The 24,515-nt window shown below is 70.6% G+C and carries 22 protein-coding genes, 1 tRNA gene and 1 pseudogene; 10 read left to right on the top strand and 14 right to left on the bottom strand.

Annotated features, from left to right (window positions below; translation table 11 throughout):
- The first annotated feature begins 8 nt into the window (after positions 1-8).
- Both pknB and M3B01_RS07025 read left to right on the top strand, forming a co-directional pair.
- Entirely contained in the window at positions 9-2,240 is a 2,232-nt protein-coding gene (pknB, locus tag M3B01_RS07030) for a Stk1 family PASTA domain-containing Ser/Thr kinase (RefSeq protein WP_259790568.1), read from the top strand.
- Entirely contained in the window at positions 2,233-2,910 is a 678-nt protein-coding gene (locus M3B01_RS07025) for an aminodeoxychorismate/anthranilate synthase component II (protein WP_259790566.1), read from the top strand. The genes pknB and M3B01_RS07025 overlap by 8 nt, the downstream gene beginning before the upstream one ends.
- Positions 2,911-2,996: 86 nt before the next feature.
- Here the strand turns inward: M3B01_RS07025 and M3B01_RS07020 are convergent, their stop codons facing one another.
- From M3B01_RS07020 to M3B01_RS07010, 3 genes are read right to left on the bottom strand one after another with little or no spacing between them, the layout of a single operon-like run.
- Positions 2,997-3,197: a hypothetical protein gene (locus tag M3B01_RS07020; RefSeq protein ID WP_259790563.1), complete on the bottom strand. Its 201-nt coding sequence runs from the start codon at positions 3,195-3,197 to the stop codon at positions 2,997-2,999.
- Positions 3,197-3,961, bottom strand: coding sequence for a class E sortase (locus M3B01_RS07015; RefSeq protein ID WP_259790560.1), 765 nt, complete (start codon positions 3,959-3,961; stop codon positions 3,197-3,199). The genes M3B01_RS07020 and M3B01_RS07015 overlap by 1 nt, the downstream gene beginning before the upstream one ends.
- Complete coding sequence (locus tag M3B01_RS07010; protein ID WP_259790558.1) at positions 3,958-4,863, bottom strand: DUF881 domain-containing protein; 906 nt, start codon at positions 4,861-4,863, stop codon at positions 3,958-3,960. Before M3B01_RS07010 ends, M3B01_RS07015 begins: the two co-directional genes overlap by 4 nt.
- A gap of 114 nt (positions 4,864-4,977) precedes the next feature.
- Here M3B01_RS07010 and M3B01_RS07005 point away from each other — a divergent pair, with 114 nt between their 5' ends.
- From M3B01_RS07005 to M3B01_RS06990, 4 genes are all read left to right on the top strand, one after another.
- Positions 4,978-5,625: a cell division protein CrgA gene (locus tag M3B01_RS07005; protein WP_259790555.1), complete on the top strand. Its 648-nt coding sequence runs from the start codon at positions 4,978-4,980 to the stop codon at positions 5,623-5,625.
- Positions 5,626-5,630: 5 nt separating this feature from the next.
- Positions 5,631-6,683 carry an SGNH/GDSL hydrolase family protein gene (locus M3B01_RS07000; RefSeq protein ID WP_259790552.1) on the top strand — a complete coding sequence of 351 codons (1,053 nt, stop codon included), beginning with the start codon at positions 5,631-5,633 and terminating at the stop codon, positions 6,681-6,683.
- A gap of 129 nt (positions 6,684-6,812) precedes the next feature.
- On the top strand, positions 6,813-7,913 hold the full coding sequence (locus tag M3B01_RS06995; protein WP_259790549.1) for an LppM family (lipo)protein: 1,101 nt from the start codon (positions 6,813-6,815) through the stop codon (positions 7,911-7,913).
- Positions 7,914-8,021: 108 nt separating this feature from the next.
- Positions 8,022-8,097: transfer RNA gene (locus M3B01_RS06990), tRNA-Arg, on the top strand.
- A gap of 432 nt (positions 8,098-8,529) precedes the next feature.
- Here the strand turns inward: M3B01_RS06990 and M3B01_RS06985 are convergent.
- Positions 8,530-9,327, bottom strand: coding sequence for an SDR family NAD(P)-dependent oxidoreductase (locus M3B01_RS06985; RefSeq protein WP_259790546.1), 798 nt, complete (start codon positions 9,325-9,327; stop codon positions 8,530-8,532).
- 87 nt (positions 9,328-9,414) lie between these two features.
- On the opposite strand from M3B01_RS06985, the gene M3B01_RS06980 reads away from it, so the two are divergent.
- Positions 9,415-9,966 carry a TetR/AcrR family transcriptional regulator gene (locus M3B01_RS06980; protein WP_259790543.1) on the top strand — a complete coding sequence of 184 codons (552 nt, stop codon included), beginning with the start codon at positions 9,415-9,417 and terminating at the stop codon, positions 9,964-9,966.
- Positions 9,967-9,970: 4 nt separating this feature from the next.
- Here the strand turns inward: M3B01_RS06980 and M3B01_RS06975 are convergent, their stop codons facing one another.
- From M3B01_RS06975 to M3B01_RS06965, 3 genes are read right to left on the bottom strand one after another with little or no spacing between them, the layout of a single operon-like run.
- Positions 9,971-10,195: an SDR family NAD(P)-dependent oxidoreductase gene (locus tag M3B01_RS06975; protein ID WP_259790541.1), complete on the bottom strand. Its 225-nt coding sequence runs from the start codon at positions 10,193-10,195 to the stop codon at positions 9,971-9,973.
- A 26-nt stretch (positions 10,196-10,221) separates the two neighbouring features.
- Positions 10,222-11,499, bottom strand: coding sequence for a Gfo/Idh/MocA family protein (locus M3B01_RS06970; protein ID WP_259790538.1), 1,278 nt, complete (start codon positions 11,497-11,499; stop codon positions 10,222-10,224).
- Entirely contained in the window at positions 11,489-12,262 is a 774-nt protein-coding gene (locus M3B01_RS06965; RefSeq protein ID WP_259790534.1) for a ThuA domain-containing protein, read from the bottom strand. Before M3B01_RS06965 ends, M3B01_RS06970 begins: the two co-directional genes overlap by 11 nt.
- Before the next feature lie 582 nt (positions 12,263-12,844).
- Here M3B01_RS06965 and M3B01_RS06960 point away from each other — a divergent pair.
- Positions 12,845-13,984, top strand: a complete 1,140-nt coding sequence (locus M3B01_RS06960; protein ID WP_259790533.1) for an alpha/beta hydrolase family protein — start codon at positions 12,845-12,847, stop codon at positions 13,982-13,984.
- A 305-nt stretch (positions 13,985-14,289) separates the two neighbouring features.
- On the opposite strand, the gene M3B01_RS06955 is transcribed toward M3B01_RS06960, so the two are convergent.
- The 5 genes from M3B01_RS06955 to M3B01_RS06935 are packed head-to-tail and all read right to left on the bottom strand — an operon-like array spanning position 14,290 to position 19,072.
- A complete protein-coding gene (locus tag M3B01_RS06955; RefSeq protein WP_259790531.1) occupies positions 14,290-14,676 on the bottom strand; it encodes a hypothetical protein in 387 nt (128 codons plus the stop codon).
- A gap of 12 nt (positions 14,677-14,688) precedes the next feature.
- Complete coding sequence (locus M3B01_RS06950; protein WP_259790529.1) at positions 14,689-15,480, bottom strand: histidine phosphatase family protein; 792 nt, start codon at positions 15,478-15,480, stop codon at positions 14,689-14,691.
- Between the two features lie 25 nt (positions 15,481-15,505).
- Positions 15,506-17,212 (bottom strand): FAD-binding oxidoreductase, encoded by a 1,707-nt coding sequence (locus M3B01_RS06945; RefSeq protein WP_259790528.1) that lies wholly within the window; start codon positions 17,210-17,212, stop codon positions 15,506-15,508.
- Entirely contained in the window at positions 17,209-18,294 is a 1,086-nt protein-coding gene (locus M3B01_RS06940) for a lysophospholipid acyltransferase family protein (protein ID WP_259790527.1), read from the bottom strand. Before M3B01_RS06940 ends, M3B01_RS06945 begins: the two co-directional genes overlap by 4 nt.
- 1 nt (position 18,295) lies before the next feature.
- On the bottom strand, positions 18,296-19,072 hold the full coding sequence (locus M3B01_RS06935; protein ID WP_259790525.1) for an SDR family oxidoreductase: 777 nt from the start codon (positions 19,070-19,072) through the stop codon (positions 18,296-18,298).
- Between the two features lie 253 nt (positions 19,073-19,325).
- On the opposite strand from M3B01_RS06935, the gene M3B01_RS06930 reads away from it, so the two are divergent.
- Positions 19,326-21,608, top strand: coding sequence for an HAD-IB family hydrolase (locus M3B01_RS06930; RefSeq protein WP_259790523.1), 2,283 nt, complete (start codon positions 19,326-19,328; stop codon positions 21,606-21,608).
- A gap of 477 nt (positions 21,609-22,085) precedes the next feature.
- Entirely contained in the window at positions 22,086-23,021 is a 936-nt protein-coding gene (locus M3B01_RS06925; protein WP_259790521.1) for an endonuclease domain-containing protein, read from the top strand.
- Positions 23,022-23,146: 125 nt separating this feature from the next.
- Here M3B01_RS06925 and M3B01_RS06920 read toward each other — a convergent pair whose 3' ends face one another.
- Complete coding sequence (locus tag M3B01_RS06920) at positions 23,147-24,079, bottom strand: amino acid ABC transporter ATP-binding protein (protein ID WP_311203207.1); 933 nt, start codon at positions 24,077-24,079, stop codon at positions 23,147-23,149.
- A pseudogene (locus tag M3B01_RS06915) lies at positions 24,079-24,468 on the bottom strand (ABC transporter permease subunit); the annotation flags it as partial. The pseudogene M3B01_RS06915 and the gene M3B01_RS06920, both read right to left, overlap by 1 nt.
- Between the last annotated feature and the right edge of the window lie 47 nt (positions 24,469-24,515).

Below are 24,515 nucleotides of genomic sequence, written 5' to 3'. Positions count from 1 at the left end.
GAGATAACGTGGTCCTCGGAGGCCGCTACACCCTGGGAAGGGTGCTGGGACACGGAGGCATGGCCGAGGTGTTCCTGGCTGAGGACACCCGCCTGCACCGCACGGTCGCGGTGAAGGTGCTGCGGTCGGACCTCGCCCGGGACGACAGCTTCCAGGAGCGGTTCCGCCGGGAGGCGCAGAGCGCAGCCTCGCTGAACCATCCCTCGATCGTCGCCGTGTACGACACCGGCGAGGAGCACAGCACCTCCCTCACCGGTGCCGAGGTGACCATCCCGTACATCGTGATGGAGTACGTGGAAGGCAGCACCCTGCGCGCCTTCATCGATCCCGAGGACCCGATGGACGTCGCTCAGGCCAGCGAGGTGATGGCCGCGCTGCTGAGCGCCCTGGAGTACTCGCATCGCGCGGGGATCGTGCACCGCGACATCAAGCCCGGCAACGTGATGATCACCGAGTCCGGCCAGGTCAAGGTGATGGACTTCGGCATCGCCCGCGCGGTGGCCGATGCCACCAGCGCGATGACCGCCACCCAGGCCGTGATGGGCACCGCCCAGTACCTCTCCCCCGAGCAGGCGCGCGGCCAGATCGTCGATGCGCGCTCCGACATCTACTCCGCAGCCTGCGTGATGTACGAGATGCTCACCGGACGCCCACCGTTCACCGGTGACACCCCCGTGTCGATCGCATACCAGCACGTGCGGGAGATCCCGCACGCGCCCTCGCACTTCAACCCGGCGATCACCCCCGAGATGGACGCCGTGATCCTCACCGGCCTGGCCAAGGATCGCGAGCAGCGCTACGCCAGCGCGGTCGCGTTCGCCCGTGACATCGCGGCCGTGGTCTCCGGCAGGGCGCCGGTGCTCGTGGCCGGGGCGGTGCCCGCCGGGGCCGACGCCGAGGCCACCACCGTGCTGACCCCGATGGACGACACCACCGAGGCGCTGCCGGTGATGACCGGTGCCGGGATCGCCGGTGCGGGAGCCGTGGGAGCCGCGGCCGCCGGCCCGGTGCACGGCTCCGCCCTGGCCTCCGCGCAGACCGGCCCCATCACCGCGCAGAACGGTGCCGTCGTCCCGTCCGGCCCCGGCGAGGTCGAGGAAGAGCGGAAGCGCCGCACCCCGTGGTGGCTGATCGCCCTGGTGCTGCTGGCGGTGGCGGGCATTGTCGCAGCCCTGCTGTGGTTCCTGGACCCCTTCGGCTCCGACGGCCCTGAGACGGTCGCCGTCCCCGCGGTGGTGGGCGAGACCGAGGACGAGGCCCTGGGCCTGCTCGAGGACGTCGGCCTGAAGGGCGAGGTGGACTACCAGAACTCCGCCGAGGTGGACGAGGGCACCGTGATCAGCTCCGATCCGGCGCCGGAGGCGCAGGCCCCCGTCGACAGCACCGTCGTGCTCACCGTCTCCTCCGGCCCCCAGGCCGTGGAGGTGCCGGATCTGCGCGGCAAGTCGCGCGAGGAGGCCCGCGCTGAGCTCGAGGCCCTCGGCCTGACCATGGCCGTGGCGGCCGAGGAGGACGCCGCCAAGCTCGAGGCCGGTCAGATCATCCGCAGCAGCCCGCAGGCCGGAAGCACCGCACAGCCGGGCGACGAGGTCCAGGTGTGGGTCGCCACCGGGAACGTGGTGATGCCCAACCTCGACGGTCTGAACATCGAGGAGGCGACGCAGATGCTCGAGGATCTCGGGCTCACGGCCGACACCACCACGCGGGAGGACACGGAGAACGCCCCCGGCACCGTGCTCGAGCAGAGCGTCGCCCCCGGCCAGACGGTGGGCATCGGGACAGCGGTGACCCTGGTGGTCGCGAGCGAGGCCGGACCGGTGGCGGTGCCCAACGTCGTGGGCAGCACGTACGAGGAGGCGCAGCAGATCCTCCAGGATGCCGGAGGGTTCGGCGCGAACCCCCAGCGCGAGTACCACGACTCGGTGCCCGAGGGGTCGGTGATCCGCACCGAGCCCGCCGCGCAGGAGCAGGTGGAGCGCGGCTCCACCATCACGGTGGTCATCTCCCGCGGGCCCGAGCCGACGCCCGAGCCCACCACCGACCCCGGACCGACCACTGACCCGGAGCCCACCGAGGAGCCCAGCCCCACGGACGACCCCGGGGACGACCCGCCCACCGATTCGGCAGACGACAACAGCAAGGGTGGCGACAACCCGAACTCCAACAAGGGTGGCGACAACCCGAACTCCGGCCCCGGGAACAACAGCGGTCGGGGCAACGGCAGAGGCAACGGTGGCTGAGCCGGAGCCGGCCCGCACCGGGCCTTCCCCCACCCCGATCCTGGTGATCGACAATTACGACAGCTTCGTCTACACGATCGTGGGCTACCTCGAGCAGATGGGCGCGCACTGCACGGTGGTGCGCAACGACCAGGTGCCGCAGCACGAGGACGGCAGCATCGACCTGAGCGGCTTCGCCGGGGTGCTGGTCTCCCCCGGGCCGGGCAACCCCACCACCGCCGGCCGCTCCCTGGACGTGATCGGCACGTGTGCGGACGACCAGGTGCCGATGCTGGGCGTGTGCCTGGGGCACCAGGCCCTCGGGCAGTTCTACGGGGCCAGCGTGGAGCACGCCCCGGAGCTGATGCACGGCCGCACCAGCGAGCTGGTGCATGAGGGGCGCAGCGTGTTCGAGGGTGCGCCCAGTCCGATGACGGCCACCCGGTACCACTCCTTGACGGTGGTCCCGGAGACGATCCCCGAGCAGCTCGAGGTCACGGCCCGCACCGCGAGCGGCATCGTGATGGGCCTGGCGCACCGTGAGCTGCCGCTGCACGGGGTGCAGTTCCATCCCGAGTCGGTGCTCACTGAGAACGGCCATCTGATGCTGGCGCGGTTCCTGGAGCTGTGCGACGGGATCGACGCCGAGGAGCGCTCCTGCGGGCTGGCACCGCTGCTGACCACCGGCTGAGGCCGGCCGCGCCGCGGCACCCTGTGATCAGGCCCAGTCGCGCCGCGGTGTGCGTGATCGGGCCACTTCGTGGGGAGGTCCTGTGATCAGGCCGCGCCCGTTCCTGCGGGGCCGCCGCCACCTGGGGACGGCGATCCCACCAGACCGTCGTTGAACGGCATGTAGGGGGAGATGGCGGGGAACACCCAGCCGAACAGCACCACCACGAGGGCGGCCAGGATCACCAGCGTGATCAGGATCCGCACCCACAGCGGGCCGGGCAGGCGTCGGAACATCCAGGCGTACATCAGCCCTCCTGTCCGTCGGGTGCGAGGGCCTCGGGGATGCCGTCGGCACGGTCGGTCCAGTAGGCGAACTCGGCGTGCACGATGTACCGCTCGCGCGCCGAGTACATGGGGTGGCACGCAGTCAGGGTGAGCATCGCCTCGGTGGGCTCCACACCGGGCTGCCCGGGGGTGGGCGCGATGACCTCGACCGCATCGGGCATCACCACCAGCGACTCGGTCACCTCGTAGACGTAGAAGGCTTCGGCCGTCTCGATCACGATCGCATCGCCCTCCTCCAGGCGGGCGATGCCCTCGAAGGGGCGGCCGTAGGTGTTGCGGTGCCCGGCCACGGAGAAGTTGCCCACCTGGCCCGGCAGTGCCGTCTCGGGGTAGTGACCCACGCCCTTGACGTTGAGCACCTTCTCCAGGCTCACGCCCTCGGCCAGGGGCACTCGCTGCCGGTCGAACTCGGGCACGTGCATCGTGCCCCACACCATGGTGTCGCCCAGGGTGTCGGGCACCGGCGGAGGGCCGTCCTGGGGGGCGGCGATGGCCTGCTCCGCCTCGCCCCACTGCTGGTCGAGCTCGGCGACGATGGTGTCCTGCTCGCGGTCGGCGACCACATCCGTCCACCACAGCTGCCACACCAGGAACAGCAGCATCAGGGCGCCGAGGGTCAGGAGCAGTTCGCCGAGCACCCCGATCGCCCCGCCCAGCAGCGAGGTGCGCTTGGCCCTGTGCGCGCCTCGGGCCGTCCCGTCGGCGCGGCGGCGTCCCCGACTCATCCGGCCCTCGCCACGTCGATGGTGAGCGAGCCCTCGAAGGCCGGCAGGGTCACCTCGTCGATCGTCTCGGAGCGCTCCCCCAGGCCCACGTAGTCCACCCACTCGCGGTACAGCGCCACGCTCGGGGCACTGTCCAGCGCGGCCATGAGGGCGTCGGGGTCACCGATGGCGGTGATCACGAACGGGGGCGAGTACACGCGGCCCTCGAGCAGAAGCGTGTTGCCCGCGCAGCGGAAGGCGCTGCCGTTGATCACCCGCTGGTCCTGCAGCATCATCGCCTCGGCCCCACCGGCCCACAGGGCGTTGATGAAGGCCTCCATGTCCTGCTGGTGGACCACCAGGTCGTCAGGCGTGACGTCGGGGATGCTGCCCAGTGCGCTGGTGGGGGCGTCGGAGAGCGTGACCCGCACCCCGGGGCCGACGACGGAGCTGAGGCCCACCGCGTCGGCCACCAGCTGGGTGCGGTGCTCACTGCCGCCGCCCTTGCGGGTGAGCTCATCGATGCGGGCGCGCTTGTCGGCCGCGGAGTCGGCGAGGGATCCGATGGTGCGGTCGCGCTCGCGCAGCACCTCGGCCACGCTGCTGGGCTCGTCGCGGATCGACCCCCCGCCCGAGATGCGGGAGGTGGTCACGAACAGCACGCCGCAGGCCGCCATCACCAGGCCCACGCCCAGGCGCCCGGCGAACTCTCGCCGGGAGGCGGGGCCCTGTGCCCCCGGTGAGTCCGGCTGGACGGGCCCGGAGGTGCGCTCGCCCTGATCGGGAGTGGCGGTGCGGTCATCGGGGTCGGGAGCGGCGGTGCGCTCGCTACGAGGGTGAGCGGCTGTGCGCTGACCGGGGTCGGGAGCGGCGGTGCGGTCATCGGGATCGGGAGTGGCGGGGTCCGGGGGTCGTGGGTCCATGGTTCCCTCCCGCCTTTCGCGCAGTCGCCCGACGGCCATTACCCTAAGCCAAGGTCCGCTTCCGCGGATCACCGCGCTATGGCGCGGTCAGCAGGCGTGAGGGAGCATCGAGGAATGGCCAGGAGCAAGAGGAAGCGGTCCGCACGGGCGAAGGCGGCGCCGGCAGCTGCCACGCCCGGGACGGAGCACCTCGAGGAGCTCCCGGAGGACGACGAGGCCACGGGCACCGCGGACGAGGAGTCCGGCACGGCCGTCGACGGGGACGACGCGCCCGTCGGCAGGGACGACGCGCCCCGGGGGTCAACGCTCGAGGGCGATGACACCGACGGCGAGCGCAGCGAGGTCACCCCGGGCGCGCGCAGGCGTGCGAAGGCCAAGGGCGCTGCTGCGGGCTCGAAGGGGAAGGCCCCGGAGTCCGAGGACGCGACCGGCAAGGACCCGGCGCGCCGCAAGCGCTCCTCCACCAGCGCCGCCACCGGCGAGGTGGGCGAGAGGGCCAAGGACGCCTCGCGCTCCACCGCGGCGCGCAAGCCGGCGAGCAGCGAGGGTGCGCGCCGCGGCCGACGGGTCGCCGCTGCCTCGCAGATGAACCCGCAGTGGCTCGCTCCCACGGCGGTGGCCCTGCTGATCCTGGGCCTGGTGTACCTTGTGACCTACTACCTCTCCGCCGGCACCCTGCCGCTGCCGATCGGCGACTGGAACCTCGCGGCCGGGTTCGGCCTGATGATGATGGGCGGCGGCATGCTGATGTTCTGGAAGTGAACGACGTGGCAACAGCGTCCCCCAGCCCCGCTCCCCCGCCTGTCCCGCACCCCGCGGATCCACCTGCCGACGGGGCCGCGAGCACCGGTGCGGGAACCGCCGGCCCTGGTGGGCAGGCCCTTCATCCCTGGCATCGCTTCGTCGCCCTCGGCGATTCCTTCACCGAGGGCATCGGTGACCCTGATCCGATGGCACCCGGCGGGCACCGCGGCTGGGCGGACCGCGTGGCGGCGGAGCTGGGCCGCACCGTGCCGGACTTCAGCTACGCGAACCTGGCGATCCGGGGACGGCTGTACCGCCAGATCCTCGAGGAGCAGCTCGAGCCGGCCCTCGCCCTCGACGCGGATCTGATCAGCATCTTCGCAGGCGGCAACGACGTGATCCGGAGGGGCGACCCGGATGAGATCGCCTCGGCGATGGATGACGCCGTCGCGCAGCTCGCCGCCGGCGGTGCCACCGTGATTCTGTGGACCGGACCGGACGTGGGCGACACCCCGGTGTTCAACCTGATCCGAGGGCGGGTCGCGGTCTACAACGAGAACATCCGGGCGGTGGCGCGGCGCCACGGGGCAGCCGTGGTGGACCTGTGGTCGCTGCGCGCGCTCACCCATTCGGTGATGTGGGCGGAGGACCGCCTGCACTTCTCCCCCACCGGCCACCAGACCATCGCCGTGGAGGTGCTGGACACCCTGGGCGTCCCCCACGAGCTGGACCGGATCGAGCTCGGCGACGAGCTGGATGAGCCCCGGCCGCGCCGCGAGGCCCGGCACGAGGACCTGCAATGGGCCCGCGAGCATCTGGGGCCGTGGGTGGTGCGCCGCATCCGCGGGGTCTCCTCCGGGGACGGCATCGCCCCCAAGCGCCCCCAGCCGTCACCGGTGTTCGGCGAGGCCATGCCACCGGGCTCCTCCGCCGCCGACCCGGTGCGCGCCGCAGCCGACGCCGTCGGCACCGCTGCGGACACGGTGCGGGCCGCCGCCGCTGATGCCCTGTCGCGCGACGACGCCGCGTCGGGGAGCAGCTCCTCCTCGAATCCCGCGCCGGGCACGGACGACTGAACGCGTCCGAAGCCGGCGGGGCCCGCCCCGAGCCGTTGGCGGACCGATCCGGCCTCGAAGCTCCAGCGAGATGGGGAGTTCTCCCCAGGGCAGATCGACATTTGGGACGGTACGCTGGCCGTGTGGCCGATGCTGACCGCTCGGCGCGCCCACCACTCCTCCTCCACCCTCAGGGGCATCATGAACACCCTCTCGTGGCGTCGGCGACTGACCGCCGCTCTGCTCATCCCTTTCCTGCTCGTGCTGGCCGGCTGCCGCCTCCACGCCGACATCGAGGTCAACAGCGCCGAGGACGTCGTCACGACGATGGACATCGCCATACCGAAGTCCCTGATGGAGACGGAGTACAACTCCGCCGCCGAGATGTGCGAGGCCATGCGTGGCGAACAGCCCTCGATCGACGACGCGGTACCGGAGCCCTACGAGGAGGGTGACCTGTGGGGCTGCCGCATCACCGGTCAGGCCGACAGCTCCGATTACGACAGCTCCTTCCGGGTCACCGAGGAGGACGGCAAGCTCAACCTGGTGATGGATTTCGGCGACGAGGAGTTCACCGAGGAGGACCTGTCGCTGCTGGGCATCTCCGACATCGACTTCCACATGACCTTCAGCTTCCCGGGCAAGGTGCTGGAGTCCAAGGGCGGCACCATCGACGGCAACACCGTCACCTACACGGATATCTCGGAGTTCTTCCAGGGCGTGGACATCGTCGCCGAGGCCGGGGGCGGGTTCCCCTGGCTGATCGTGGTGATCGCCGTGGTGGTGCTGGGCTTCCTGCTGCTGCTTGCTCTCGCCCTAGGCGCCTTCCTGTTCATGCGCTCCCGGAAGAAGGGGAAGACCCCCGCCTCGGCGCCGGCCGGCTACGGCTCCTCCTCTGCGGCGGGCGCCCCGGCCGTCCCGCAGGCTTCGGGTGCCCCGGCCTCACCGGCGCCGGGCGCGCAGAGCTCCTCCCCCGTTCCCCCGTTCGCTGCCCACCAGGGCTCCCCCGCGGTGCCGCCGGCTCCGCAGGGCAGCCACCAGTGGAACGGCTCCGCTCAGCAGTCCCCGCCGGCGCAGGGGCAGTCCTGGGGCCAGGGTCAGCCCGGTCAGGGCCAGGCCGGTCCCGATCAGCAGTGGGGCCAGGCGCAGCCGGGACAGGATCAGCAGTGGAGCTGGCCGTCCCAGGACCCCCAGCAGCCGCCCCAGAACCCGCAGCAGCCGCCCCAGAACCCGCAGAACCCCAGCTGGTGACGGGCCCGGAGTTCTCGGCCTGACCGTCGTGTGAGGAGCTTCATGCACGCAGGATTGGCACCACCACCGCCAACCCACTAAACTCGTGCAGGTCGGCTTCACCGACGGGCGCCCGTAGCTTAACGGATAGAGCATCTGACTACGGATCAGAAGGTTGGGGGTTCGAATCCCTCCGGGCGCGCCAATGTCCTGAGTCGCGACATCGTTGACAGACGATGTCGCGGCTCAGGCTTTTTTGGACTGCCGCACGTTCAGGTGACAGTTCGGGGGTCAAGCCGCGAGGGCGACCGGGTTCATGATGGTCTCGTGCTCGATAGGCGTCAATCGGCCCAGGCGGGCCTGCCGGCGGCGTCGGTGGTAGGTCCGCTCTATCCAGGTGGGGCACCTCCCCGCGCAGGACCGACCCTGACATACCGACCCTGACACACAGACCGCCGGGTCAGGGCCTGTCCTGTTCACGGAGGTACTCTCAGTCCGCTGGCTGCACCGCACTCCATCCGATCCCGGGCGCACGTCCGTCGGACGCCCGTTCGAGGTCTACGAGGGGTGGCACCTTCGCTGGTGGCATCCTCGTTTGGTGACGCGCCCGTCGCTTCATCAGGCCGCGGCGCGATGCTCAGGCCGCCGACCAGCCGCCGTCCGAAGGCAGGATGACGCCGTTGAGGTTCGTGCCGTCGTCGCTCAGCAAGTACGCGATCGATGACGCCAGCTGGGCGGACTGAGCGACGCTCGGGATGAGCGCCATGCCGCGCTGAACGCGTGCGGCGCCGAGCTCGGAGGCGAACACCGACTCGATGTTCGTCCCGACGGCGCCCGGCGCGACGGCATTGATGCGTAGGCCCGAGTCGGCGTACATGAACGCGCTGTTCTTCGTCAGGCCGATGACGGCGTGCTTCGACGCCGTGTAGGCGGCGCCGGCGGCGGAGCCGCGCAGCCCGGCCTCGGAAGTGACGTTGACGATGGCTCCCGATCCAGCCTCGAGCATCGCCGGTATGACGGCCTTCATGAGCTTGAACGTCCCGGTGAGGTTGACCGAGATGACGCGGTCCCACACGTCCTGGTCAACCTCGTGCGCGGGCTGCATGCGGTCCATGATCCCGGCGACGTTCGCGAGCCCGTCGATGCGGTCGCCCGCGGCTCCGACGATCGCCGTGACCCCCGCGTCGTCGGTGATGTCTGCGACGATCGGCGTGATCTCTGCGTCGGGGAGCTCCGCCGCCAACGCGTCGAGGCGCTCCTGGTTGACATCGACGGCGACGACGTGTCCGCCCTCGCGCGCGATGCGCGATGCCGTGGCGCGGCCGATGCCGGAACCGGCACCCGTCACGACGGCGGTCCTGCCGGTGAAGCGGCCCTCCGTGATCCTCTCCTCCCAGCTCTGGAGCCGGGGTCCCTGCGTTGCGGCGTCGCTCATGACAGCCATCCTTTCCCTGCTGAGCCAGACGGTCCATCGTCTGACGGACAGCAACCGGACGATGCTGTCCGGTTATACGATAACCCTGTGTCAGACGAGAGGGAAGGGCCCCGTCCGAACCGCGGCCCTGCCGCCGCGGCGGACAATCGCCGCGCCCTCATCGCGGCCGCGCGGGAGGAGTTCGCCGCGGGCGGTCTCGAGGTCGCGTTCAGTGCCATCGCGCGGCGCGCGGGGGTCGGCCAGGGCAGCCTCTACCGCCACTTCCCGACGAAGATCGAGCTCGCCGCGGCCGTCTTCGAGGACAACATCGACGAGCTCGAGCGCGCCGGTAGCCTCGACGCGCTGTTCGACGCCATCGTCGCGCAAGCGCGCATGTCGGCAGCCTTCCTCGATGCCATCGTCTCGGCGCGCGACGTCCCGGCTGTGCGGCACATTGGCGAGCGGATGGCCGTGCTCGTCGGCGCGCTTCTCGCAGCTGACCAGGCGGCGGGCCGGGTGGACGAAACCATCGCGCGCGAGGACGTACTCCTCGTCGTCACAATGCTCGCCCGCACTGTCGCCGCGGCCGCGCCGGAGGAGCAGCACGAGGTGCTGACCCGTTCGCGCGCACTGTTCGCGCGCGCTCTCTCGCCGCGCTGATCCCTCAGCTCGCGAACTGCCCGGACGCCCAGTCGAGGAAGGCGTGCTGCGCGGAACGAATGAGGTGCGCCGGGGCGGCGGCTGCGTCCCTGTCCGCGATGATCACGCGCCCGCCGCGCTGGACCAGCGATGTCGCCAGCGCCCGGCCGACGCCGGAGGCGCCGCCGGTCACGATGCTCACCTCGGGGGTGGACGCGGGCCGGTTGAACCGGGCAGGGGTGAGGGCCATGGATGCTCCTTCGCAGTGCCCCGGTCCTAGCCCTGGGCCTCCTGCCAGGCGTCCAGCACGTCCCGCATGGAGGTCCAGGACTGCATCAGGGCGCGCGCCTCCGGGTGGGTCTCGGCGGCGATCGCCTGCTCCTTGGCCTCCCCCAGCAGCGGATCGATCTCGATGCGCGTCCCGTGGTCCACGGCGGCCACAGCCGCCTCGACCATCGCGAAGCTCAGCAGGTTCTCGTGGACCTCGCACATCGGGGTGCGCGCTTCGCGCAGGGCGGTGACGAACTCGATGAGCGAGGCGGCGATCTGATCCGGCTGCGAATCCGGGGCTGGCTGGTCGGCGATCCAGGCCTGAAGGCGCGCTGTCTCCTCCTCATCGGCGGTGGTGAGGACCGGCAGGCCGCTGCCGTCCCAGGTGGCGGTGCCGTGCTGGGCACCGATCCGCCATTCGCTGTTCCACCAGGTGGTGGCGCCGCGGGCGTTCCAGGTGCCGTTGTAGACGAACAGCGAGCCGTCGGACATCTCGAAGGTGGCCGTGACGGTGGCGTCGTGGTCGTACACGCTCCACTCGGGGCGAGCACCGCGGGCGGTGACCGCCACCGGGTCGGTGCCCAGCACGTACCGGGCCGTGTCGAAGGCATGGATGCCCATGTCGCGCAGCATCGGGTGCAGCTGGTGGCGGCGGTACCCCTCGTGCTCCTCGAACAGGGAGAAGAATGCACTGGTGATCGCCGTGGGTCCATGGTCGGCCACGAACTGGCGCAGCTGGCGCACCTGGGGGAAGAACCGGCGCGACTGGGACACCATGAACGGCACGCCGGTGATCTCCGCGTGGGCGACCAGGCTGATCGCCTCGGGCAGCGTCTCGGTGACGGGCTTCTCCCCCAGCACCGGGATGCCGGCGTGCAGGGCCCGCACGGTCACCGGATGGTGGGCCACGGGCACCGTGGGATTGATGAGGATGTCGGCCCCCACCTCGAGGGCGAGGTCGACACCGTCGGCTCCCACGGCGATCGAGCCGGGATCCGCAGCGCCGCAGCCGGCGATCACCCGCTGCGGCGCACCGTCGACCAGATCTGCGATGCCCACGAGCTCGGCGACGGGGCTGTCGACCACCTCGCGTGCCCACCAGTCGCCCATCAGACCGGCACCGACGATGACCACCCGCGCGGGGCGGTCGGCAGGGATCCGTGCGGCCTGTCGGGCACGGGCCTGCGCCTCGGCGCGCGCCTCCCCCGGGGCGGGGGTGCCGAGAGCCTCGTCTGCGCCGGGGGTGTGCACTCCGGGAGCGTGGGCGAGGACCTCAGATGACACGCGTGGTGCCCTCCTCGTCCGCAGCGCGGAACCAGTCGCGCTGGACGTTGTCGATCTTGACCGGTGCGGCTGGGCGGTTCTCCGGGCGGGCCCACACCACGGCGTTGGCCAGGACGCGGCGGATCTCCGCCTGCCGGTACACGGGGTACTCCTGATCGCCCGGGCTGAAGTAGAACATCTTGCCCTTGCCGCGGCGGAACACGCAGCCGGAGCGGAACACCTCGCCACCGGCGAAGGAGGAGACGAACACCAGCTCGTCCGGAGCGGGGATGTCGAACATCTCCCCGTACATCTCCTGCTCAGGGATCACGATCGGGTGGGGGACGCCACGGGCGATGGGGTGGGAGCCGTTGACGGTCCACACCCGCTCCTCCTCGCCCTCGTTGCGCCACAGCAGGTTGCAGGTGGTGCCCAGCAGCTTCTTGAACACCTTGGCGTAGTGGGCGGAGTGCAGGGCGATCAGGCCCATGCCCTCGTGCACGCGGCGCACCACACGCTCGGCGACCTCGTCAGGGACATCGCCGTGGGCCATGTGCCCCCACCAGGTCAGCACGTCGGTCTGGGCCAGGGCCTCCTCCGAGAGGGACTGCTCGATGTCGTCGAGCAGGGCGATCCGCACCTCGGCGTCGACACCGTCGGCGGCGAGGGTCTCACGCAGGCCGTCGGCGATCACGGTGTGCATGCCCTCGGGGTAGATCTCCTGGACCTTCGGGTCCACCTTCTCGTGCCGGTTCTCGCCGAACACGGCGATGCGCAGTGTCATCTCGATCCTCATGTCGTGACTGGTCAGCAGCGGTCGCAACGCCGGGAAGGGCTGGTCGCGACAACGATCCCCCCATCGTAGGGCCGATGCGGCAGGGTGGGGAGGGGCGCACGGAGGAGTCCCGCCGGCGGCTTCCTGTCCAGAGCACGAAGACCCGGATCGTGACACGGTTGTGATCTACGCCTCTCGATCCTGGGCTACGGTTCTTCGCAAGGTTCCCTCAACGGCGAGGGGACCTCTTCTTCTTCTCAACTCCACGGGCGCCTTCTTCTTCTCAACTCCACGGGCGCCGACATGATCTCGCTCCTCTTCCCAGCGCTGCGGGCGCCGAGAACGCCCCGGAGGCGGGCGGCCGAACCGGTACGAAAGTACCTCCCCCTGCGCTGCTGACCAGCACTTATGTCCCACCGCCACGACGTTTGGGCTATGAGTTACCCATCAGCAACACGCCGGTCCCACCTGGGAACGTTGCGCTCCCTCACAGGGGCACCTAAAAGTGGTCCGCGTCACGCGCGTGCCATAGATGTCAGTGCACCGGAACGTGAGTCCCTTGACGACGACCGCCCCTGATGAGGAGTCACCATGCCGCCCACGCACCACACCGACCCGATCACCAGCCCCACCGTTGATCGACCGGCGATCAGCCCCTCCCGCCGCTCCCTGCTGAAGGGCGCTGCCGCCCTGGCCCCGATGATCGCCGTCGGCGCCGCAGCTGCCGCGAGCGCGTCAGCACTGAGCGGGTTCCACAACGCAGCTGGACTGCGGATGATCGACGGTAGCCCCTGGATCCATCCCGACATCCGCTCGGTGGACTTCCGCTTCGACACCGGCGGCATGGTGAAGACCTTCCCGCCGTCGGTGAGGGTGACGGTGCCGCCCAGCTACGAGTCCAGCCCGGACCGGCACTACCCGGTGCTGGTGCTGCTGCACGGCCGCGGAGGCTTCTACCAGGACTGGACCAACCTCGGCGGCGTGATCGAGCAGACCGAGAAGCACGAGGTCATCGTGGTGATGCCCGACGGCGGCGCGGGAAGCTTCTACTCCAACGCCAACTTCCCGCTGCCCGGCCGCGAAGCCGCCTGGGAGACCTTCATCATGGACCAGGTGCTGCCGTTCGTGCACTCGAACTTCCGCACCCGCCCCGAGGCGATGGCCATCGGAGGACTCTCCATGGGCGGATGGGGTGCCTTGGCGCTGGGCCAGCGGTACTGGGGCCACTTCCGCTCGGTGAGCTCCTACTCCGGACCGGCCGACTGCAACCCGGCCACCGCGGACGGTGCCGCGGTCGCCGGCGCGATCTGGGTGTGCCCGGGCTTCGACGCGGAGAAGTACTTCGGCACCTCGAACCTTCCCGGGGCCACGTGGGGCCATCACCCGTACCCAAAGATCGCCAAGGGGTACAACCCGATGGACAACATCGAGACGTACCGAGGCAAGAGGGTGTTCCTGCGCACGGGCGATGGGCCGTGGGATGACCTGTTCGACGGCCTCCACGCCCGCGGCGACCTGCTGCGACAGTTCGAGGCGAAGCTCGGAGAGATCGGAGCGGACCTCATCGAGAACGTGGTGCACCCCAACCAGCGGCGCTTCGCCGACGCCCTCGCCGCCGCGGGGATCGACCACGACTTCGCCCTCATCGAGGGCGCCACCCACGAGTGGGGCCTGTGGAGGGACAACCTCGCCGAGGACCTTCCCGGCATGATGCAGGTGCTGAACGCCTGATACCGGTTGGGGCGGGCGGGCCGGCCATCTGGGCTGAGCACACAGCATGTCCTGACCGCCGAAGTACTGCCGTGACCGCGATCGGTGACCCACCGGGGTCCGCGCTCGCGCCTTAGAAGCCGGGCGCATCTGAGAACCATGTCCTGGTTCTCAGATGCGCCCGGCTCTCAGCACCCCCAGCGGTGCGCGCCAGACCAACCACCGGCGGTGCGCGCCAGACCAACCACCGGCGGTGGGTGCGGAGCAGCCGTGGTGGGTGCAACGCTAGCGGCGGTGGGTGCGCAGCAGCCGTGGTGGGTGCGACGCTAGCGGCGGTGGGTGCGCAGCAGCCGGCCGGTCCCCTGGAGGTGCCGCTGCAGGGCCTCGGCAGTCTCGGCATGCGCGCGCTCAGCGCGTCGGCGTCCGATGGTCCCTCCGAGGGCCAGGCCTGCGTCAGGCCCCCACCGGTACACCACATCGGTGGTATGCGCATCCTGGCGGGTCTCGATGATGCCGGTGAGGAAGAACTTCCGGCCGGCCAGTGCTCCCAGCAGCACGGTACGACCGCGGCTGCCGCACTCGTAGGCGAGGGAGCCGTCGTCCCGCACCCGCGGAACCCAGCCACGCGCATCGAAGAACGCGGCCACGTCGGCCCGCGCGGCCTGCTCATCGCCACGCATCACCATCAGCACCGAGGCAGTGCGCTCACTCATGGAACTCTCCGCTCACTCAGGATCGGAACCCGTGCCGGCAACGCCGGTGCTCACGCCCACGGCCGGCGTCGTGCTGGAGGCCTCGGCGCCCATGCCCGTGACCCCCGCGCCCGACGGATCCCGCCCAGACCCCACACGGCGCAGCTCGGCATTGCCCAGATGGGGAACGGAACGGTGCTCGTAGGGATCCATGCCCTCCCCCACGGCCAGCATGATCTGCAGGACATCACCATGGGCGACCAGCACCACCGGTGCGCTCTCGGCGATCCGATCGGCATCGCGCAGCACCTCGCACGCCCGGCGCGCGACCTCGGACACGGGCTCCACCCCATGGGCGGACTCGCGCCGGGCCAGGTCATCAGCCCAGACCAGGTCGTACGCACTGGCCGGTCCCTCGTCGTGAGTGCCGAAGCCGCGCTCCCGCAGCCGTTCGTCCAGCCGGGGCTCGTGCGCGCCGAGAGCAACGCAGAACTCCTGGGCCGTCTGATGCGCACGGGCGAAGTCGCTGGCCAGCACGACCACCTCGGGCCCGATGCCCCTGCCCTCGGCCTTTCGTGCCGCATCCCGGGCCTGGCGCCTGCCGCGCTCGGTCAGCCCCACCTCGATCAGGGCGCGGGGGCCGACGGCCGAGACGATCACGCCCTCGACGTTGGCCACCGACTCGCCGTGCCGCAGCACCCAGATGCCGTGGGCGGGGCCGGACTGGTCCCCTGCCGCACGCTCGGCAGCAGACCCGGACGGGTCCACGGCCGCGAGCTCCGCAGCAGACCCGGACGGATCGGGGAGCTCTCGAGCGTCAGCCACGTCGCACCGTGAAGGCGCCCGGCCCTCAGGGCTCGAGCACCTTGCCGGGGTTGAGGTTGCGGCCGGGATCGTTGTCGGCGAACAGCCCGCGCACCACGCGCGCACCGACCTCCCCGATGTCCTCGACCATCCACGGCCGGTGCTCGGTGCCCACACCGTGGTGGTGGGACACCGGGGAGTCCAGGTCCGCGAAGGTCTGCTGCACGGCGTTCTTGGCGTCGTAGTACTTCGCCAGCGCCGTGGAGTCCTCCGTGTACGGCAGCGCGAAGGTGAAGTACAGGCAGGCACCCCCGTGGTAGCTGTGCGACATGTGGCAGAACATGAAGCCCTGGGAGTCGTGCTCGGCCAGCACCCCGTAGTAGGCGTCGTAGACCTTGGAGTGGACCTCGTTGAGGTTCGACCAGCTGGCGCCGGTCTCGCAGACGTCGCCGAACACCTTGTAGTTCAGCAGGAAGTCGCGCAGGTACGGGGTGTCGAACTTCTTCTGGTCGTACACCGCGCCGGGGCCCGCGCCCAGGCTGATGCCGCCATTGCTCGCCACGATCTTCTTGACGATCGCCTTCTCCCGCTCGACGGTCTGCTTGGTGCCCTCGAAGCACACGTAGGAGATGCACATCTCCTGTGTGGTGTCCCAGCCCTTGGAGCGCAGGTAGGCGAACAGGCCGTCCTGCACCTTGGCCATCACCTTGGACTTGGTGGACTCGGGCGCCTTGACCAGGGCCAGGCTGAAGCGGGTCTCGGGCCCGTCGGAGAGCCGGGCGAAGGTGGGGTGCACCTCGGAGCGGGCGATCGCGTGCATGCCGCGGATTCCGTGCTCCCAGTCCGGGAACATGTAGGCGATGACCTGGCGCACCGGCGGGGTGCGGTGCACCTGGACGGTGCACTCGGAGATCACGCCCAGGCGGCCCTCGCTGCCCATGATCATCTCGTGCACGCTGGGGCCGCTGTCCCGCCCGGGCACGGCCTTGGTGCGGATGATCCCCTCGGGGTGGACCACGCGCATGCCGCGCACGATCTGCTCGATGTCGCCGTACTTGTCGGACTGCATTCCAGTGGAGCGAGTGGCCGCCCAGCCGCCCAGCGTGGAGTAGGTGAAGGAGTCCGGGAAGTGGCCCATGGTCCACCCCAGTTCGTTCAGCTGCTCCTCCAGATCAGGGCCGTACACGCCGGCCTCCACCCGGGCCAGGCCCGCGGTGTCGTCGATCTCCAGGACCTTCCGCATGCGCCCCAGGTTCATGGTGAGGATCGGGCGCTGCTCGGCGACGTCCGGGGTGACCGAGCCGGAGATGCAGGAGCCGCCGCCGTAGGGGATCAGCACCAGGTCCTGCTCCAGCACGATCCGCAGCACCGCGGCGATCTCCTCCTCGCTGCCGGGGTAGACCACCGCGTCCACCAGGCGCTCGAAGTGGCCGTTGCGGGCGCGGAACAGGTCAGGCAGGGAGCGGCCGAAGGAGTGGATGACGCGGAACTCGTCGTCGTCCAGCAGGTTCTCCGGGCCCACCACGTCCACCAGGGCGGCGCGGGTGTCCTCGCCCAGGCGACCGGGCGGCACGGTGTGCTCGCTCAGCTCGGGGATGACAGGGTCGGGCATGGTGTGCAGGTCCATGCCGATCACGTCCTGTGCCAGCGGTGCGAAGCCGGGCTTGTTGCGCCAGTTGAAGGTGACGTCGTCCAGGCCCCAGCCCCACCACCGGTGCCGCTTGACGTCCTTGGCACTCAGCGGAGAGTTCATGCCGGTCCTTCCTCGCCCTGGGCGGCGCCGCCCAGGACTTCCTCGTAGTGGTCGTCGTACAGGTCCTTGACGCGCTCATGGATGCGGGTGGAGAACTCCACCGCAGTCTCGCCCTCGTCGGCGATCATCGGGTCGCCGAACACCACGGTGACCGGCGGACGGCCGGGCGCGGGCCAGTTGCGGCCCTTGGGCATCGCCTCGTAGGCGCCGACGATGGCGGCCGGGATCACCGGCACGCCCACGCTGATGGCGAGCGCCGCGCCACCGGGCTTGAAGTCCTTCATCCGCCCGTCCTTCTGGCGACCCCCCTCGGGGAACACCAGGATCGGCACGCCCGAGCGCAGCAGGTTCCGGGAGGTGCCGGAGTGCTTGCGGGAGCCGCCGCGGTCGATCGGGAAGGCGTTGAACATCCAGCGCACGAAGAAGCGGCGGTACCAGACGTTGAAGAAGTAGTCGGCAGCAACGCCTGTGGAGAGGAACTTCGCCTGGCTCCACGGGAGGCTGAGCGCGATCATCGGCGCGTCGACGTGGCTGGTGTGGTTGGCGACCAGCACGTACGGGCCGCGCACGGTGCGCACGCGGCGGGCCACCACCGACTTCGGGGTGACGGCGCTTCGCACCACGGCCTTGAAGATCACGCGCTGCAGGACGAAGCGCACCGCCGACCGCCAATGGGAGCGGTACTTGGCGAGGTCCCCCTCGGGCTCGTCCCAGCCCTCGGCACGGGAGCGGGCCGACAGGGACGGCACCGGGAGGGCACGCTGCTCCTCGGCGGCCTTCGCCTGCACCTTGGCGGCCTTCGCCTCCGCCCTGGCCTCGGCCTTCGCGGCCTTCTCATCAGCCTTGGCCTCGGCCTTCGACGCCTTCTCCTCAGCCCTGGCGGCCTTCTCGTCAGTCTTGGCGGTCCTGTCGCGGGCGAGCATCTCGCGCACGGTGCGCTCGAAGGCGGACTGCTCGCGCGCGGAGCTGTCGTCCGCGGACTGCTCGGGGCCGCCCACGGCGGCATCCTCCGTGCCCTCGGGCAGGGCGTCCCCGGGGGTCGGGTCGTCGCCGGGGGTGCGGCCGTCGGCCTCGTTCCTCATCTCAGCGCTCCCGGTTGCGACGGTGGGACAGCAGGGCACTGAGCCTGGCCACGAGCCCGCGGGGGGTGCTGCGCAGCACCGCGGCGATCAGCTTCCAGCGGGTGCTCGGGATGCTCACGGGCTTGCCGCGGGCCACGTCCGCCAGGCACTCCTCCACCAGGCGGTCCGCATCCAGCCACAGGAAGTCAGGGATCGAGGAGCCCTTGATGCCGGCGCGGGAGTGGAACTCGGTGTGCACCCAGCCAGGCATCAGTGCGGTGACGGTGACGCCCGTGCCTGCCAGCTGCACGCCCAGGGACTCGGAGTAGTTGCCCACCCAGGCCTTGATGGCGGAGTAGTTGTTCTGGGTGATCAGGGCGTTGACGGACCCCACGTTGATGATCCAGCCGCGGCCGCGCGCGCTCATGGCCCGGCCCGCCGCGCCGCCCAGCTTGAGGACGGCCCGCACCATCACCTCGAAGCCGCGGTCGTGCTCGCCCAGGTCCTCCTCCAGCAGGCTCGCGCGCACGGAGAAGCCTGCGTTGTTCACGAGCACGTCGACCGGATCAGCGCCGGCGGCGAGGCGGTCGGCCACGCGCTGCTGGGCGTCGCGGTCCACGAGGTCGGCGACCATCGTCTCCACCTCCACCCCGTGCTCGGCGCGCAGCTGTGCGGCGAACTCCTCGAGGCGTGCGGAATCGCGCGCGACCAGGACGAGGGGGACGCCGCGCTTGGCGAAAGCAGTGGCGAAAGCGGCCCCGATGCCCGCGGTGCCGCCGGTGATCAGGGCCCTGTGCATGGCGGCTACGATACACTAGCGAGGCCCTGACCAGGGCATGACGACAAGCCGCTGACCAGCACGGGAACAGCGCAGAACCGCCCCGGGGGCCATCTCGGGAGCACGGCGGGCCTGCGCTGCGACCGCAGCCGATCAGCACAGGAACGCCTGTTCGCGGTGAAATCGCCTGGGCAGGCGGATCCGCTCCGGGCACCCCGTCCCGGCACGGGATCGACCGCGCCCGCACCGCCGAACCCGTCCATCGAGGGATCCCATGAACAACACCACTCCCGCCCCCGACGAGAGCGTCGAGAGCACCTCTCCGCACGCCGGCGATGCTCGCACCGGGGGTCGTCGGATCCTCTTGACCGGCGTCACCGGCTTCCTGGGACAGGCGGTGCTGCAGTGCCTGCTGGAGACCACCGAGGACGTGCACGTCACCGCCGTGGTGCGCCCCAAGGGCAGCGTCAGCGGGCAGGCCCGCCTCGAGCAGCTGCTGCGCAAGCCCGTGTTCTCCACCTGGGCCGAGAAGGTCGGCAAGGACGAGGTCAGGGAGATCTTCGCCGCGCGGGTGTCGGCCCTGGAGGGCGACCTCACCGACCTGCCGGCCCTGACCGAGCCGTACGACGTGGTGATCCACTCCGCGTCCTCGGTCTCCTTCGATCCGCCGATCGACGAGGCCTTCCGCACCAACGTGGGCGGGGCCCGCAACCTGTACGAGGCGCTGCTGGCCTCCGGGCAGGACCCGCACGTCATCCACGTCTCCACCGCGTACGTGGGCGGCATCTCCAAGGGCCTGCGCCAGGAGGGGCGCCTGGTCCACGACGTCGACTGGCGCCGCGAGTACGAGGCCGCTCAGGATGCCCGCGCCCGCGTCGAGGCGGAGTCGCGTCGGCCCGAGACGCTGCGCGCCCAGATGCGCACCGCCCGCCTGCGCGACGGCCGCATGGGCCCCAAGGCCGTGGCCGCCGCCGCCGAGACCGCCCGCCGCGCCTGGGTGGACGAGCGCCTGGTCGACTTCGGCCGCACCCGCGCCCAGTCCGTGGGCTGGACCGACATCTACACCTTCACCAAGGCCATGGCCGAGCGCGTGGCGGAGGACCTGTGGGCGGGCGCCGGCCACCGGGTCTCCTTCGTGCGCCCCTCCATCATCGAGTCCGCCCTGCACAGCCCCTACCCCGGGTGGATCGACGGCTACAAGGTGGCCGATCCGCTGATCATGGCGTACGGCCGCGGCATGCTGCAGGAGTTCCCGGGCCTGGCCGATTCCATCCTGGACATCATCCCGGTGGACTTCGTGGTCAACGTGATCGTGGCCCTGGCCACCCAGGACGTCTCCCGCCGCGGCGACGACGCCTATTTCCAGGTGGTCTCCGGCGCCTCGAACCCGCTGCCGTTCCACGAGATGGTCTCCGCCGTGCGCGAGTACTTCGTGACCAAGCCCCTGGAGGACGAGAAGGGCCGCCCGATCGTGGTGCCCGAGTGGAGCTTCCCGGCCGTGGAGATGGTCGAGCAGCGCTTCCGCGCCAAGGAGATCGCCGCCAAGGCCGGTCAGAAGGCCGTGGCCTACCTGCCGGCCTCCCGCCGCACCCGCGAGTGGACCTCCAGCCTGCACAAGGCCACCACCGGGCTCACCACGCTGCGCAAGTACATCGAGCTGTACCGCCAGTACACCAAGACCGAGATGGTGTTCGACGACGCGAACACCCGGGCCCTGCGCAAGGAGCTCCCGGCGCAGTTCCTGGAGAAGCACGACTTCGACGTCACCGAGATCAACTGGCGCGACTACTTCCAGCAGCTGCACCTGCCCGCGGTCACCGAGCTCACCAAGGCGTACTCCCGCGCCAAGGCCGCCCAGCGCAAGCGGGCCGAGCGCCCCACCCCGGAGCTGTCCAGCGACCCGGCGGCCCTGGCCGTGTTCGACCTGGACGGCACGGTGATCGCCACCAACATCGTCCAGCAGTACTTCGCGGTGGTGCGCGCCACCCGCCCGCGCCGCGTGTGGCCGGCGGAGATCGGCGGACTGCTCACCTCCCTGCCCGGTTACCTGCGCGCCGAGCAGCGTGACCGCTCCGAGCTGATCCGCCTGGTCAACCGCCGGTACGAGGGCTATCGCGAGCAGGACCTGCGGGAGCTGATGAACGGTGAGCTGGGCCGGAAGATCCGCGCCTCCATCCGCCCCGAGGCGCTCGAGGTGATCGAGCGCCACCGCGCCGCCGGGCACCGCACCGTGCTGGTCACCGGCGCCCTGGACGTGCTGGTCGAGCCCCTGGCCGACCTGTTCGACGACGTGGTGGCCACCCACATGGACGCCGGGGCCGACGGCGTGATGACCGGCTACCTCGCCACTCCCCCGCTGGTGGACGAGGCCCGCGCCAACTGGCTGCGCAAGTACGCCGACCGCCACGGCGCGGACCTGAAGGCCTCCTACGGCTACGGCGACTCCCACGCCGATGCCGCGTGGCTGTCCCTGGTGGGCTCCCCCACCGCGATCTCCCCGGACCTGGGGCTGTTCTCGGTGGCCAAGAAGAACCGCTGGCGCATCACCGACTGGTGAGGCGGGGTCTGCAGGTCATCCGCCTGCCTGCAGGTCATCCGCCCGCCTGCAGGCCAGCCTGCCCGCAGGGTTGCGCTTCCCTGTCCTTGCCACCAGCCGTGCCTTCACGCCTGCCCGCAGCGCTGCCCTGCCCCTGCCCCGCCCAACCGGTGCCCGATTTCTCCCGTTTCGCAATCGGTGGGACGGAATCGCCGATTCCGGGGCAGTAATGCGCTTCGCGCCTCACTGGAGTCCCACCGTCAGTCAGCAGCCCGGCCAGAAAGACCATCACCCAGCTCACCCAGCAGCCGGCTCGTCCGCACCCAGCCCACCCAGCACCCTCCCCACCCAGCACTCGGCTCATCAGCATCCCACCCGGCTCACCCAGCATCCCGCCCGCCCCCAGTAACGCAACCACGACGTTCCTCCCCACCCCCGGTTCTCCACACGTCGGCGCCACACACACCATCGGCTCTGGTGAACGACCACCCTTGGGCCATGTTCCTTCCCAGCAGACTGGTGGTCCCGATGGGAGCGCGCGCTCCGTTCCGGCCACGTCCAGCACCGCGCGGCACCCATCGCGTGGCGGACGCCGATCTCGGCGTGGCCACCAGCTCCGCCCTGCTAGACGAGGGACTCACCCACGCCCAGATCCGTACCGCCGTGCGGCGCGGGCACCTGCGCAGCATCGCGCCCGGCTGGTACGCGAAGACCGGCGCGAACCCGAAGGTCGTCAAGGCACTGACCGCAGGCGCCCGCCTCACCTGCGTTGATGCGGCGGCACTGCACGGTCTATGGGTTCCTCCCCGGGAACGGGATGACGACCTGCACATCTACCGTCCCCGCTTGGGCAGTGCGTGCCCGCAGTGGGCAGCAGCGCACGGATCGGGCCTGCGGGCGTGGCCTGAAACGGACGCCATCGCCTCCCTCCGACTGGCCCTGGCGCACGCGATCCGCTGCGTGGATGGGGAATCGGCGGCGGTGCTCCTCGAGTCCGCGATCGAGAAGGGGCTGCTGTCCATCGCGCAGGTCCAGGCCCTGCTGGATGACGCCCCACGTCGGCATCGTCAGCGCATCGGCGGGATCTCCGCAGCCAGCGGTTCCGGCTCGGAGACGCGGGTGGTGCGCGCGCTGCGCCGACGCGGCCATGATGTGGAGCAGCAGGTGTATGTGGAGGGGGCCGGATTCGTCGACGCGTACGTCAGCGGGCTCTTCCTGGAGATCGATGGGCGCACGCACCACAGTTCACCGGAATCGTTCAACGAGGATCGCCGGCGGGATCTGGCGATGCGTCGGCACGGACTGCAGATCCTGCGGCTGAGCTACTCCCAGGTGTGGCACAGCTGGCGCTCGACCGAGGAGGCGCTTCTGGAGACCGTTGCCCAGGTGGGCAGACAGGGCCGACGGCGGGTGGCGCAGCTGCTGGCCGCCTGAGGGCTGAGCGAGGTCGCGGGCTTGGCAGGTGACGAACAACGGGACGATTTCGTCGCTGGAGCGCTGAAACTGTCAGCGACGCCTCATATGCATCCCGTCGTTCGCCATAGAGCCGAGTCATGACATCACAGCACCGAGGCGATGAACTCCCGCAGCCGATCGGAGCGGGGCGCGTCGACGACCTGCTGGGGCGGGCCCTGCTCCACGATCTGCCCGTCGTCCATGAACACCACCTGGTCGGCCACCTCGCGGGCGAAGCCCATCTCGTGGGTGACCACCACCATCGTCATCCCCTCCCGCGCCAGGTCCTTCAGCACGGCGAGCACCTCGGAGACCAGCTCCGGGTCCAGGGCACTGGTGGGCTCGTCGAACAGCATCAGCTCGGGCTTCATCGCCATGGCACGGGCGATGGCCACGCGCTGCTGCTGCCCGCCGGAGAGCTCGGCCGGGTAGTGATCGGCACGATCGGCCAGTCCCACGCGGCCCAGCAGGTCGCGCGCATCGCTCTCGGCCTGCGCCCGCGGCGTGCCCAGCACCTGCATCGGCGCCTCGATCACGTTGCCGAGAGCCGTGAGGTGGGGGAACAGGTGGAAGCGCTGGAACACCATGCCGATGCGGGAGCGCTGGGCGGCGATCTGCTTGTTCGACAGTCGCTGCCAGCGGCCGTCGGCCAGCGGCTCGGACTGGTAGCCCTGCAGCTCGCCGCCGATCCGCACCTCACCGGCGGTCGGGCTCTCCAGCTGGTTGATGCAGCGCAGCAGGGTGGACTTGCCCGAGCCCGAGGGGCCGACCAGCACACACACCTCCCCCGGCGCCACCTCCAGGGAGCAGCCCTTCAGGACGTGCAGGTCACCGAAGCTCTTGTGCAGGTCGGTGATCGCGACCAGCGGGGTGGGGGCGGGCGCGGCGTCGGCGCGGTTCCCGGTGGGGGCGGGCGAGGCGTCGGCGCGGGCCCCGGTAGGAGCGGGGGAGACATCGGCGCGGGCCCCGGTAGGAACGGGCGCGGCGTCAGCGCGGTTCGCCGTAGGAGCGGGGGCGTTGCGGGGATCGTGGGTCATCACAGCTCCACCTCCGGGAGCGGGTCGTTCGGGGTGGTGCCGGCGCGGTTCACGGCGGCCTGCCGGGCGCCGCGGCCGCCGTGGCGCGCAGGGGTGCGGTCGTCGAAGCCGCGACCGAAGTACTTCTCCAGGTAATGCTGGCCCACCATCAGCACGCTGGTGATCGCGAGGTACCACAGTGCGGCCACGATCAGCAGCGGGATCGGGGTGAACAGCTTGTTGGCGATGGCGTTGGTGGCGAAGGTGAGATCCAGGGTGAACGGGACCGCCAGCACCAGCGAGGTGGTCTTCAGCATGCCGATGGTCTCGTTGCCCAGGGGCGGCACGATCACCCGCATCGCCTGGGGCACGATGATCCTGCGCAGGATCTTCGCCTCGCTCATGCCCAGGGGGGCCTGTCAATCTGTCTGTGTAAGCGGGGTTGTCACAGGTAGGG

This window comes from Brachybacterium sp. p3-SID957 (assembly GCF_025144775.1).
Taxonomy (GTDB): domain Bacteria; phylum Actinomycetota; class Actinomycetes; order Actinomycetales; family Dermabacteraceae; genus Brachybacterium; species Brachybacterium epidermidis.
Note: the sequence above shows the minus strand (reverse complement) of the source record. Positions and strands in the feature narration are given on the sequence as shown.